Below are 13215 nucleotides of genomic sequence, written 5' to 3' on the forward strand. Positions count from 1 at the left end.
AATGCCACCATGTATTCAAAAGCACCCAAGCAAAAACCGGCCCCGCTCTGAATATCATCAGAACGGGGCCGGCTTCACTTCACAACATTAAATTATCTCTCTCCTAATCCCACACTGGACAGGAAGAATTCATATTCCAGCGGCTGATCCGCAGGAGTTCTGTATTCCGGATGAACCGGTGCACCCCAGCTGTCGTCACCGCCGACGCCCATTTGTCTGCCGGCAACAGTCACTACAGTGTAGTGAACCTGCGGAAGCTCAAACGGATGAGCAGCATGCTCCAGCTCGAATGCAGTGTAAGGCGACAAAGTGCACTCTACAGGCGCGCTTGCCGGAGCTGTAATCTGCAGCCCGACTCCTGCTTTATCGGTAATGCTCACGCGGCGGACGCCGGTGCGGTTACCCGATTCCTGCGGTACAAGGTAGCGGGACGGCAGGTCCTGCACCTTCCGGCTGAACACGCCGAGTCTGGCGCCGAATGCACGGTCGATGTAGTTCTCCTCAGGTCCCATCGCATACCACTCTGACTGCTCATAGTCAGCCGACATTTTGAAGGACAAGGCCACAATCGGCACATCCGGAAGTCCGGCAGCACCGGAATAGCGTGTACGTACTCTTACCGATCCGTCGCCGTATACGGTATAGGCTGTTTTGAACGCCAGCTCTTCATGAATGCTGAACCGGTAGTCAAAGCTTACCGTAACAGAACCTTCCAGCTTCTCAAGGCTGACCTCCACGCATTTGCGGGCCAGGCTTGCCGCATACCAGGCTCCGCCGTGGTAACCGAGCTGGGTTCCTTTGTCGTTGTCGGTCGTTGCCCGCCAGAACAGCGGAGCTGGAGGAGCCTCAATCATCTCATGTCCTTTATAGTTCAGCGATACCAGTGATCCGACCTGCTTGGAGAAGATTACAGTGAAGCCCTCGCCAATTACGCCGATTTGCACATCTCCTTCTACTACATTCAGTGCGCCTGCCGGAAGTTCCGCCTGCCCGGCTTCCACGTTAAAGATATGCTCGCCAAAGGCGATTTCATATCCGGCTTCGGCCCAAAGCTCTGCTTCCTTCAGCACCAGGGAAGCCTGGATGCTGTATTCGCCCGGCGTTCCTTCCGTCTGCGGAAGCTCAATCGGCACAAGCACTTCGCTTTGCGGAGCAGCGTCAACCTCTTTTGTCCACTTGCCCAGCAGCTCACCGTCACAGTACAGGCTGTATTCCAGTGCCAGATGATCGGTTCCTGCGAACAGACTTTCATTCGTCACGCGGATGCATGTCTGGTCTGGCGCAAGCTTGTAATTCTGATACAGGAATTTAACCTCCTGCATCTTCGGTGTCCACTTCCGGTCAGCGAAGACAATGCCGTTCCCGCAGAAGCTGTAATCTGTCGGACGATCACCGAAATCGCCGCCATAAGCGAAGAACTCGTTACCATAGCGGTCCTTCTTCAGAATGGACTGATCAATATAATCCCAGATGAAGCCGCCCTGGTACATCGGGTACTTGTTCTCAAGCTCTGTGTACTTATGCATGCCGCCGACGGAGTTCCCCATCGCATGCATATATTCGCAGCTGAGATACGGCTTGTCCGGGTTACTGTTCAGATATTCCTCGATGTCGGCCGGCTTGGCATACATCCGGCTCTCCATATCACTTGTATCATTATAATTGCGGTCATAGAACACGCCTTCATAGTGCACCAGACGGCTGTTGTCCCGGCTGCGGAACCAGTTCGCCACATCCAAAATGACTTGCCCTGCATACGATTCGTTACCACAGGACCAGATCAGAATGGACGGATGGTTCTTGTCCCGCTCCACCATATTGATCGCGCGGTCCAGCACGATATCATGCCATTGCGGGTCATTGTGCGGAATATTCCAGGAAGGCTCAACCGCGCCCATCTTTTGCCAGGAGCCGTGAGTTTCCAGGTTCATTTCATCGATGACATAAACCCCGTATTCATCACACAGCTCATACCACATAGTCTGGTTCGGATAGTGCGAGGTACGGACGGCATTGATGTTGCTTCTCTTCAGTGTCTCAATATCCCACAGCATATCCTCGCGGGTAATATTGCGGCCTGTGCGGCAGTTAAATTCATGCCGGTTAACACCTTTGAAGACAATCCGCTTGCCGTTAATGCACATCAGTTTGTTTTTCATCTCGAACCGGCGGAAGCCGGCCTTTTGCACAACAGCCTCTACGACCGCTCCATCTGCTCCCGTCAAAGTGAGACAAACGGTATAAAGATAAGGATTCTCTGCACTCCAGGTCAGCACATCGGCCACTTCTCCCGACAGCGTAAGCTCCTGCCCGTCGAACACACCCTCGCTGCTAAGCCGGACCTCCCCGTCTCTATCCTTCAGCTCAAGCTTGGCGCTGACCGTTTCCTGCGGCGTATCCAGCAGGCGCATTGTTACGTTCAGACTGCCTTGCGTATAAGTATCATCCAGCTCAGCCCGTACTTCAAGATCACGGATATGAACTTTAGGAACCGTATATAAGTACACTTCCCGGAAAATCCCGGAGAACCGCCAAAAATCCTGGTCCTCCAGCCAGCCGCCGGTGCTGCGCTGGTAAACCTCAACAGCCAGTTTGTTTTTGCCTGCCCGTACAAACGGGGTCAGGTCAAATTCCGAAGGAGTGAAGCTATCCTCGGCATAGCCGACGAATTCGCCGTTCAACCACACATAGAAAGCCGATTCCACACCCTGGAAGGAAATGAACAGCGGTCCGTTCTCCAGCTTTTCCGGCAGACGGAACTCTTTAACATAGCTGCCCACCGGGTTATGCTCCGGAGAGATATGCGGCGGACGAAGATCAATCAGCCCATCCCAAGGATACATTGTATTGACATATTGCGGCCGGCCGTAGCCCTGCAGCTGGATATGTCCGGGAACCTGAATGTTGTCCCAGCCGGTACAATTAAATTCTTCCTTATAGAACGCTTCTACACGGCTTGCCGGATTCGGCGCATAGCTGAACTTCCAGCTTCCGTTCAGGCTGAAGCGCATATCCATCGGCGCTCCGGCCTCTGCCTCAGCCGTATTCGTGTAATAACGGTGGTCCGAATGAGCTTCCACCCGGTTTACCTTAAAGGTGCCCGGATCTTCCAGCCAGCTCAAGCTTGGGTTAACTGCCAATTTCATTTCCTCCTCTGATAGAAAGTGAACATTTAAATCCTTACTTCACTGATCCCACCATACCGGCAACGAACTGCTTCTGCATCAGGAAGAAGACAAGTGCTGTCGGAAGCGTAGAGATAACGACTGCGGCCATGATTACACCGAAATCCGGGGAGTAGCTGGAGCCCAGGTTCGAGATCAGCAGCGGAATCGTCCGTTTTTCCGGAGTCTGCAGCACGATCAGCGGCCAGAGATAGTTGTTCCAGCTGGACATGAACGTGATGATTGCAGCGGCGGAATAGGTCGTCTTCATCGTCGGCATATAGATTTTGAAGAACAGGCCAAGCTCCGACAATCCGTCAATCCGGCCTGCTTCAAGCAGCTCCCGCGGAAACATTTTCGAGCTCTGACGGAAGAAGAAGATCAGGAACGCCGTCGTAAAGGTCGGCAGAACCACTGCAGCCACTGTGTTAACTCCGATAAGCGGAGCAGCGGCCGACAGCTTGGAGAACATTTGATACAGCGGAACCATCAGCGCGGCAAAAGGGATCATCATCGATAATAATAACAGATTGAAGACCATATCCTTTGCTTTGCTGCGGTAAATTTCAAATCCGTATCCGGCCAGGGAAGCAACCAGCAGGGCCAGAACCGTTGTTGTCAGTGCGATTTTGAGCGTATTCCAGAGTGCAGGTACCAGATTGATTGACTCTGTAAGCTTTCTGATATTGTCGAACAGAGCGGTACCGGGCAGCATTCTGCCCTGCGTAACGTCCACCGAAAGGTTAGTGGCGCTGATAATCATCCACAGAAACGGGAAAATCGAAACGAACGCTACAATCGACAGAAAAATATAAATTGGGGCACGGCGTAAGCTTCTCATTATTTATCATCACCTGCCAGTTTAATTTGAAGGAAGGCCAGTACAACAATCATGATTACGATGGAATATGACACAGTTGCGGCATATCCGAAGTCAGGTGTGTACTTGAACGAAAGATTATAAATATATTGGGAAATGGAGAGCGTCGCGTTACCGGGACCTCCCTTGGTTATATTCATAATTTCATCGAACAGCTGCAGGGTACCGATTGTCGAAGTGATCGACGTAAAGAGGATAATCGGCTTGAGCAGCGGAACGGTAATCGCGAAAAATTGTCTTGGCCCGGAAGCACCGTCAATTTTCGCGGCTTCATAAATGGAGCTGTCGATGTTTTGCAGCGAGGAGAGGAAGAAAATCATATTGTATCCCGTCCAGCGCCAGGTAATTGCGATAATGATGGTTACTTTTGCCCAGAAGGGATCGGAGATCCACTGGATTGGTTCAGACAGGATATGCATGTTCATTAAAGCCAGGTTGATCAGACCGTCATTACCAAACAGATATTTGAATACGACGGAGTAAGCTACAAGCGAGGTTACGCAAGGCAGGAAGATCGCAGTACGGAAAAAGCCTTTAAAGCGCAGCTTGCTGTCATTCAGCAGTACCGAGATCATCATCGCAAACACGATCATAACCGGTACCTGTACAATCAGGAACAAGAAGGTGTTTTTGACTGCTGTAAAGAAGGTTTTATCGCTAAGCAGACGTTTGTAATTGGATAATCCGTCAAAATGAAGGTTGGCACCCGCACCCGTCTTAAACGAGAGCAGCAGGGCCTGGATCATCGGATAGAAATAAAACAGACAGATCATGAGGACGGCCACGGAAATAAACAGCCAGCCGGTAAGCTTAGCGCGGTTGCGCATGGTATGGTTCACAGCTCTCATTCCTTTCTCTATACAGGCGTAAATCTTAAAATGGAGAAGCCGCTGTCCTCCGTCCTGGCTCTAGCCGGCAGGTAAGGAGGACAGCGGACAATCCGTTTCTTGCAGAAATATTACTGGATCTGGGATTCAGCCTGGGACTGTGCATCGCCAAGCGCTTTATCAATAGCTGTACCATTCAAGAAGTTCTGCATTTCAACCTTGAGAATGTCCTCAATAGCATAAGTGTGCAGACCATAGTTTACGTTAGGGATTTCAGCAGTCCATTTTGCAAAGTCAGCGATAACCTTTTGTCCGCCGAAGAATTCATCAGCCGCACCGTAAGCTTCGCCTTCAGCAGCCGGTTTGTAAGTACCTACAACGCCTACGTCAGTTACAAGCTTCTGGTACAGATCAACGTCAGAGCCGAGGGTTTCACCCAGGAATTTCACTGCTGCTTCTTTACCATCATTGTTCAGCACATACCAGGAGCTGCCGCCGAGGTTAGATGCGTGTACAGAGTTTGCTGCATTCTTGAGTTTAGGGAATGGTACTACCGCCCATTTGCCGGACTGGTCAGCAGATGCTTTTACAGAAGGTGTAATCCAGTTACCGGTTGGAACGGAAGCAACGTCACCGCTGTTGAAGCCAGCCAGGAAGGAGCTCCAGTCAGAGTTGATTTTAACGATATCGGCACTCATCAGTTCTTTATAGCTTTCAAAAGCTTCCTTCAGTACTGCGTTGTCTTTCAGGTCAGGTGTTGTACCGTCTTCTTTCAGGTACCAGGAGCCGGCGGACTGGATCATCATGCGGATCAGCCCCAGATCGTTAGGGTCCTGAGTCAGCATGTCTTTACCGGTCTTAGCTTTGATTGCTTTACCGATTTCAATGTACTGCTGCCAGTCGATATCCTGCAGATCGTCAGTAGTATAGCCTGCTTCCTGCAGATAGTCGGTGCGGACATAAAGACCTACAACACCGGAGTCGAATGGTACACCGTATTGCTTGCCGTCAAAGCTGGTTGGCCCGAGCTTGTATTCAGCGAAATCAGCTGTGTTGATTGCATCGCCCAGTTCCTGAAAAGCGTCTGGATACGTTTGCAAGAAGCTTTGTGCACGGTAATCCTCGATCAGCACAATGTTCGGCAGACCGGAAGCGGAGCCTGAGTTAAGACCTGTGTTCAGCTTCTGGATAATGTCATCCTGTGCATACTCAACAACTTCAATTTGTGCATCCGGATTTTTGGCCACATAAGCATCTTTAGCCAGGTTCATCGCAGCGATGTTGAAGTTTTTGTCCCAGGCCCAGACTGTAAGTTTTTGGGTTCCGGCAGCTGCATTTCCTTCTGCTCCGGTGTTAGCCTGATTATTGGAATTGGAGTTGCTTGAGCAAGCTGTCAGCAGTGTAAATCCTGCGAGCAGCAAAGCGGTAGCTTTTTTCTTCATGATGTATATCCCCCTAACATGTATTTGAAAGTGCTTTCTTTAAACAGAATATCATCCCGGCCGGCCATTTCGTTAGAAATGATTTTAGTTAAAATAGTGATAATATTGTGTGCTGTATCCGCTTCCACGCTCTACGGATTAGCATTATTTTTCTCCTTTCGCACTTTTTTTAGGTAAAACAGGCCGCACAGATGCAAGAAGCCGGCGCCGGTATGCGGCGCCGGCTCGCGGCGTAGCTGTTATATTATGCTGCAAACCCAGCGTTTCAATGCGTAATCAGCACGGAATTCTGATAGAGACTTTTGTCCCCTGACCCGGAGTGCTTGAGATGGATACGCCGTAAGGCTCCCCGTACAGCAGCAGCAGACGGTCATGGACATTACGGATACCGATGCCGCTGAACAGCTGACGGCTGCTGCTGGAAGCCGGGATCGTCTCTTTGTTGACCAGATCCATGCCGTCCCCCGTATCAACCACCTCACAGTGCAGCATATCCCTGTCCTTCATGATGGTGACATAGATATAACCGGAGGTTTTGATATTGAAAGCGTGGAAAAAAGCATTTTCAATAAAAGGCTGCAAAATCAGCTTGGGTACCTTAGCATTCATGCAGTCCGGCGAAACAAAGGTCTCGACCTTGATCCGGTTGCCGTTACGTACCTGAGTAATAAAGACGTAATGCTTCAGGTTAATCAGCTCATCCTCGACTGTAATTGTCTCTTTCACATTGCTGATCGTGTTCTGCAGCAGGGAGATCAGGGCATGAATCGTTTCTGTCGCCTGCTCCTTACTGCCCCGCTGCACCAGGATATTGACCGATGCCAGGGTATTATACAAGAAATGAGGATTTATCTGCTGCTGAAGTGCCGCCAGTTCCGCATTCCGCTGCTCCTTCTGCGTCTCCACCAGCTGGGCGACATAATCATTCAGCTCCTTGAGCATGTAGTTGAATGCTGTGCTCAGCTGCCTTGTCTCATAACTGCCGGTAACAGCCATATAGTTATGGAAATTCTTTTTGGTCACATTGGACATTTTTTTGACCAGCGTACGCAGGGATAATGTCAGCCGCTTGGTCAGGAAGTAGATCAGGAGCAGTGCAACCGCAGCAATCGCCCCGCCGATCAGAAACAGCATTCTTTTATCGAACAGCGTACCGATGGTCTCATCTTTATCAATCAGGTTTACAATATAAAAGTTGTAGGACGGCAGGTAATCAGCCAGCACAATGACTTCCCGTCCCCCGATCGTCAGCTCCTGGCTGTCAAGGCCCGCCTCGGCAATCTGCTTCGCGCTGTCCAGGAGGTCAGGCGAAAAGCTGCCAATCTGCTCTGTCCGGTTGCTCGACACAATCCGCCCGGCCGTATCCAGGAACATGACATCATTGCCTTTGCTCGTAAAGCTGGCGTAATTCTTGCGGAAATCCACCTCGCGGGTGAACATATACAGCGTACCATACGGCTCTGCAAGTCCGGGGGCAGTCAGCGCTTTAACGGCGACCAGCGTACGGTTCTGGGAATTCAGCGGGCCCCCGTCCATAAAGCTGTAAAACAGCTTCCCGCCCTGCTTCTGCGCAGCCACTGTAATGGGGTTATCCCTCAGCTGTTCTGCAGAGCCCGACCAATAGGTCACATCGCTGGTATAGTTTCTGCCGTTCCCTCCCAGAATGGACAGGCCCACATTAGCGGCGCCGATCCCTGACTGAATGCGGTCCATCTGGTCGCGCATGCTGTAATACCGCCGGAAATTAGCCAGTGAGCTGCCATCCTTCTCTGTCATGAAGCTGCGGATTACTCCGCTCTGTCCGACATTGATAGCAGTATTGACGGTAGTGTAATGGGAGTTATCTAGTGCACTTTTTATCTGGTTAATGATCTTTGAATTGGTGATGCTGAACGTCTGCACAAACAGCGTCTGCGACATTTGGGCCGTCACCGTCGTAATCAGTACGGTAACGAGCACAATGCTGATGACCATGACGACAAATATTTTGCTGAACAGGCTCTGATCCTTGAGCTTTTTGAGCCATTTTTCCATTACTCCCATTTCGGGCTCCTTCCAACTCCTGCGTTATCCCTTCCGGTATTGGCTTGGCGACACGTTCATCAGCTTGCGGAACACTCTGGTGAAATAGCTGTGATCGGAATAGCCGACCATACTGCTGATTTCGGAGATCGACAGGCCCGGTTCCTCCTTCAGCAACAGGCAAGCTTTGCCGATCCGCACCCGGTTTAAATATTCGTTGAAGCCTTCTTTATTGTGCAGAGTAAAATAATTAGATAAATAGGACGGGTTAAAATGAAACTCTCTGGCTACTTCCGTCAGCGTAAGCTGTCGTGAATAATGCTCATCGATGTACAGCAGAATCTTCTGCATCGCCGGTGTGCCGCCGCGGTTCTTCGTAACACACTCGGTCGCATCCTGCAAAAACTGCATCAGCCGCGCCTCCGTCTCTCCCACATGCCTGGCTTCATGAATCGAACGGAAATACTCATATTTGCTGTCATCCAGAGCACGGGCCTCATAATGGAATTGCAGCAGCATCCCGATGATCTGAAAGATGCTGTGGCACAAAAAGGACTTAAACTCGGACACACCCGTATCGCGGCGGCCGGACATCGAGGATACATAAGCGCTGAGCCGGGCAAACGCCTGATCGAACTCCTGGCGGTTCAGCTCTGCTGCGAAAGCCTCCTGGTCAAAGGCCGGTCCCGGCTGCACCGCCCCGCCATGATCGGCCAGCAGGCAGCGTTCAGGCAGGAAAAACCGGTGGTCCAGCAGCTTCATCAGCTCCTGTGAGTATACCGTGTGCAGCTCCTGCAACTGCGTAAAAGTCCGGCTGACAGCCAGACTCAGAAACATATTGGCCCGGATTCCGGTAGTAAATATCTGCTCGGCCAGCTTGATCAGCGTCTCCTGCCCGTCTTCCGGCAGGTTAAACAGCAGCCGTACATGTCCTTCCAGCGTGGACAGCCGGCGGAAGGACAGCGGACTGCCGCCAGACTGCAGCAGAGAACGGATGCTGTTCTCCAGCCATTCCTCTTTGCGGCTGATCGCTCCCGGTTCATCACCAGTATCCGCTACAATTAAGGTGTAGCCCGGATACGGGAAAATCTCCTGCAGCGCCTCAGCCTCATACTCCACCGGATAGCCGGATATCAGCTTGTCCAGAATATAATCGGCAGACTGCCGCTTGTCATTCCTCCAGTCCACCTGCTGCAGCACCGGAATCCGCTGTGCCGTCTTCTTCAGTACAGCCAGCAGCGACGCCGCCTCCAGCCGCGGCTTCAGAATATAGTCGGCCACCCCGCTCTGAAACGTAGAGCGCACATATTCGAACTCGCTGAAGCTGCTCAGCACAATGACTTCAATCTCCGGATACATGCCCTTGACGAGCCGGATCAGCTCCTCCCCGTCCATCACCGGCATGACAATATCCGTCAGGATAATATGCGGCTGCTGCGACTCGATCAGCTCAAACGCCTCACGGCCGTTGGACGCCTCCCCGACGATCTGAAAGCCTTCCCCCTCCCAGTCCAGCAGATGCATAATCCCCTGCCGCACCAGCATCTCATCGTCCACCACTACTATTTTGCAGAACGTTGTTTCCATGGCTTCTCCTTTTTGGAACAAAAGTACGACAAGTTGAAACGGTTACGCCGTCCTTAAAAGAACGGTATCCGTTACTGCGAGAAAGATAAGGATAAAGTATAGCGTGAAAGATATACTTTCTTATCTTTAAAAAACAAATGAAACCCGCTTAAATAAAGGGGTTTCATCTTACATAAACAGATTGGCTGTCGGAATGTGAAACAGCTTTCATAATGATTTAAATTATAGGTATGTGGTGGGGGGCTGTCAATTGAGCTTAGCGATATAACAAAAAACCGCGCCTGCGCGCGGTTCTCTACTCATCCTATTCTGCTCCTACACCAAATCCTCCCTAACAATCCGCCGCCCTTTAAAATAAAACTGCTCATCCTGCTCATTAATCTCACGCAGCACCTTACAAGGATTGCCGATCGCCACTACGTTAGCAGGGATGTCCTTTGTTACGATGCTCCCCGCACCAATTACCGTATTATCGCCAATTGTAATGCCCGGGAGGATAATGGCGCCGGCGCCGATCCAGCAGTTTTTTCCGATTGTCACAGGTGCGTTATATTGATATGCCTGTTCCCGCAGCTCAGGGAGAATAGGATGGCCGGCTGTAGCTACAGTCACGTTCGGGCCGAACATCGTGTAATCCCCGACATAAATATGCGTATCATCCACCATCGTCAGATTGAAGTTCGCATATATATTTTTGCCGAAATGGACATGCTTCCCGCCCCAGTTCGCATGAAACGGCGGTTCAATGTAGCAGTTCTCGCCGATCTCCGCAAACATTTCCCTCAGCATCGCCATTCTTTTATCATATTCACTTGGCCGGGTCCGGTTGAAGTCATAGAGCGCTTCGAGACAGAGCGTCTGTGCTTTCATTAGCTCCTCATCACCGGGCAGATACAGGCTGACATCGTGGAGCTTGTCTTTCATACTCATGTCTTAATCTCCTTATCTAAATTTAGGCAGCCAGCTGCCGTGGGCTTCAATCAGATCATCGCATAGCGCCACAATATCATCCAGCGATAGCTCGGCAGCCGTATGCGGATCAAGCATCGCCGCATGGTAGATATGCTCTTTTTTGCCGGTTCTAGCGGCTTCTATCGTCAACAGCTGGGTGTTAATATTCGTTCTGTTCAATGCAGCCAGCTGTGGCGGAAGGTCTCCGACATAGGTCGGGCTGATCCCGTTTCTGTTAACGAGACACGGTACCTCGACGCAAGCCTCATCTGGAAGATTCGTAATTAATCCGGTATTCAGCACATTCCCGCCGATCGTGTAAGGGATATCTGTCTCAATGGCTTCAAGGATATAGGACGCGTATTCGTGTGACCGCTGATGCTCCAGATTCACATCTCCCACCAGCTCATCCCGCATTTGGGTCCAGTTACTGATCTGTTCGCGGCAGCGGCGCGGATATTCATCCAGCGGAATGTTGAGCTGGTCAATCAGCTCCGGATAATTTCTTTTAATAAAATAAGGATGATACTCCGCACTGTGCTCAGAAGATTCTGTAACATAGTAGCCGAACTTATTCATCAGCTCGAAGCGGACCATGTCGGAGTGCTTCCCTGCCTGCTGTTTCTCTTGGGCCCGTCTCTTGATCTCAGGATACAAATCCACCCCGTCACGCGAAACCTCCAGCAGCCAGGCCATATGATTAATCCCGGCAATCCTTGATTTAACGCCCGTATCATCCATCCCCAGCGATTTGAAAAGCTCCGGCACACACACCTGCACGCTATGGCATAATCCGACTGTCTGCACTCCGGCATACCGGCTCATATAGTTGGTCAGCACCGCCATCGGGTTCGTGTAATTCAGGAACAGCACATCCGGGCAGACCTCGCGGATATCCGCTGCGAACTCGTCCAGTACAGGAATGGTCCGCAGATTGCGGAAAATCCCGCCGATCCCGATTGTGTCTGCAATAGTCTGGCGGAGACCGTATTTCTTGGGAATTTCAAAATCGGTAATCGTGCACGGATCGTACCCGCCGACCTGAATCGCATTAATCGCATACTTCGCTCCACGTAGGGCCTCTTTACGGTCTGTATATACCTTTATGTTGCATCTGCTTCCAGACGTTTTACGGATATTGTTAAGCATAATTTCAGAATCACGCAGCCGCTCGGAATTAATATCAAATAGGGCAATCTCAAAATCCTGCAGGGCCGGCGTAAGCAGACAGTCCCCAAGAACATTTTTAGCGAAAACAGTACTTCCAGCTCCTAAAAATACAATTTTGCTCATCGATTATACGCTCCTTTTGTTCATTACCTTTGAGTTGATAATGATCTTTATATCCCTTACTATAAAATCACAGCAGCAAAATAGGCATGGAACATTGCCACCTCTGCATGGAGATTTGTAGTATCATTTATTTCATTCCTTTCAACAACCAGGAGCGCTATAATGGAAAACCCGGAACATTATGAGTACAGGATACAGATTAACCCCTACTTATTGAATGCGGATCTGAATATAACCTTTGCCGGCGCTGCCAGACCTGAGCCAGGTCATAAAATCGGCCCAGCCGTTCATCCATACATTTTGATACATACCGTAGAAAGCGGGTACGGCACGTTCGTCTGGCAGGGTAAAAGCTACCGGCTTTTTCAGGGGGATACCTTTGTTATTTTTCCCGGTGTATTATTCAGCTACGAAGCTGACCATACCGAGCCCTGGAGCTATCGCTGGGTTGCCATTCAAGGCCCGGGTACCTTGGATATTCTGGGAAAAACCGGAATTACCACTACCGATCCCATCGTAAGAGGAGCCGATCCGGAACATCTGTCAGGCCTTTTTGAAAGTATCGAGCGGGTGCTGGAACAACAGTCCGGGGAAACAGTAACAACTTTGGCTACTGACGGCTGGTTCCGTGTCCTTCTGGCCGAGTTCGCCCGTTTAAACTCTCATAAGCTGCGTTACTCCACGGCCGAAGCGTTAACGGACTCCGAACGTGTTGTGGAGCAGGCGATCCGCTGGTTCCAGACCCAGTACATGCTTCCGGTCTCCATTGAAAAGCTTGCCGCCTCCCTGGGCTATCACCGGACCCATTTCACCAAAGTGTTCAAGCAGCTCACCAGCCTTTCGCCCAAGCAGTACATCAATCAGGTCCGTATGGAACGGGCCAAGGAGCTGTTAAGCACGAATCTAAGTGTGGAACAGGTGGGCAACTCCTGCGGGTTCACCGATCCTCTGTATTTCTCCAAGCAGTTTAAGCTGTGGACGGGGGAATCGCCCAGTCAGTTTCGGGAGGGATTGCGGCGGTGAGCAGACGGGGATAATACGAAATAAGC

9 protein-coding genes are annotated in these 13215 nt (G+C 50.8%); 1 reads left to right on the top strand and 8 read right to left on the bottom strand.

Going from position 1 to position 13215, the window contains the following annotated elements; all coding sequences use genetic code 11:
* Positions 1-92: 92 nt before the first annotated feature.
* The 8 genes from NST84_RS26995 to NST84_RS27030 all read right to left on the bottom strand — a co-directional run bounded on the left by NST84_RS26995 (position 93) and on the right by NST84_RS27030 (position 12166).
* The gene (locus NST84_RS26995) at positions 93-3146 is read right to left on the bottom strand and encodes a glycoside hydrolase family 2 TIM barrel-domain containing protein (RefSeq protein ID WP_342563145.1); all 3054 of its coding nucleotides are present in this window, start codon (positions 3144-3146) and stop codon (positions 93-95) included.
* A gap of 34 nt (positions 3147-3180) precedes the next feature.
* Positions 3181-4005 carry a carbohydrate ABC transporter permease gene (locus NST84_RS27000; RefSeq protein WP_039877315.1) on the bottom strand — a complete coding sequence of 275 codons (825 nt, stop codon included), beginning with the start codon at positions 4003-4005 and terminating at the stop codon, positions 3181-3183.
* Positions 4005-4892, bottom strand: coding sequence for a sugar ABC transporter permease (locus NST84_RS27005; RefSeq protein WP_342563146.1), 888 nt, complete (start codon positions 4890-4892; stop codon positions 4005-4007). Before NST84_RS27005 ends, NST84_RS27000 begins: the two co-directional genes overlap by 1 nt.
* A gap of 110 nt (positions 4893-5002) precedes the next feature.
* Positions 5003-6313, bottom strand: a complete 1311-nt coding sequence (locus tag NST84_RS27010; RefSeq protein ID WP_342563147.1) for an extracellular solute-binding protein — start codon at positions 6311-6313, stop codon at positions 5003-5005.
* A 276-nt stretch (positions 6314-6589) separates the two neighbouring features.
* Positions 6590-8347, bottom strand: coding sequence for a sensor histidine kinase (locus NST84_RS27015; RefSeq protein WP_342566534.1), 1758 nt, complete (start codon positions 8345-8347; stop codon positions 6590-6592).
* Between the two features lie 33 nt (positions 8348-8380).
* Complete coding sequence (locus tag NST84_RS27020) at positions 8381-9922, bottom strand: response regulator transcription factor (protein WP_342563148.1); 1542 nt, start codon at positions 9920-9922, stop codon at positions 8381-8383.
* A 315-nt stretch (positions 9923-10237) separates the two neighbouring features.
* Positions 10238-10852, bottom strand: a complete 615-nt coding sequence (locus NST84_RS27025; protein ID WP_342563149.1) for a sugar O-acetyltransferase — start codon at positions 10850-10852, stop codon at positions 10238-10240.
* A gap of 12 nt (positions 10853-10864) precedes the next feature.
* Positions 10865-12166, bottom strand: a complete 1302-nt coding sequence (locus NST84_RS27030) for an alpha-glucosidase/alpha-galactosidase (protein WP_342563150.1) — start codon at positions 12164-12166, stop codon at positions 10865-10867.
* Between the two features lie 162 nt (positions 12167-12328).
* On the opposite strand from NST84_RS27030, the gene NST84_RS27035 reads away from it, so the two are divergent.
* Complete coding sequence (locus tag NST84_RS27035) at positions 12329-13189, top strand: AraC family transcriptional regulator (RefSeq protein ID WP_342563151.1); 861 nt, start codon at positions 12329-12331, stop codon at positions 13187-13189.
* The last annotated feature ends 26 nt before the right edge of the window (positions 13190-13215 follow it).

It is taken from the genome of Paenibacillus sp. FSL R7-0345, assembly GCF_038595055.1.
GTDB lineage: Bacteria > Bacillota > Bacilli > Paenibacillales > Paenibacillaceae > Paenibacillus_AQ.

Excerpts from the sequence above, each read along its gene's own strand:
- NST84_RS27025 (WP_342563149.1), bottom strand. The coding sequence starts at position 10,852 with ATGAGTATGAAAGACAAGCTCCACGATGTCAGCCTGTATCTGCCCGGT.
- NST84_RS27000 (WP_039877315.1), bottom strand. The coding sequence starts at position 4,005 with ATGAGAAGCTTACGCCGTGCCCCAATTTATATTTTTCTGTCGATTGTA.
- NST84_RS27005 (WP_342563146.1), bottom strand. The coding sequence starts at position 4,892 with ATGAGAGCTGTGAACCATACCATGCGCAACCGCGCTAAGCTTACCGGC.
- NST84_RS27020 (WP_342563148.1), bottom strand. The coding sequence starts at position 9,922 with ATGGAAACAACGTTCTGCAAAATAGTAGTGGTGGACGATGAGATGCTG.
- NST84_RS27015 (WP_342566534.1), bottom strand. The coding sequence starts at position 8,347 with ATGGAAAAATGGCTCAAAAAGCTCAAGGATCAGAGCCTGTTCAGCAAA.
- NST84_RS27010 (WP_342563147.1), bottom strand. The coding sequence starts at position 6,313 with ATGAAGAAAAAAGCTACCGCTTTGCTGCTCGCAGGATTTACACTGCTG.
- NST84_RS27035 (WP_342563151.1), top strand. The coding sequence starts at position 12,329 with ATGGAAAACCCGGAACATTATGAGTACAGGATACAGATTAACCCCTAC.
- NST84_RS26995 (WP_342563145.1), bottom strand. The coding sequence starts at position 3,146 with ATGAAATTGGCAGTTAACCCAAGCTTGAGCTGGCTGGAAGATCCGGGC.
- NST84_RS27030 (WP_342563150.1), bottom strand. The coding sequence starts at position 12,166 with ATGAGCAAAATTGTATTTTTAGGAGCTGGAAGTACTGTTTTCGCTAAA.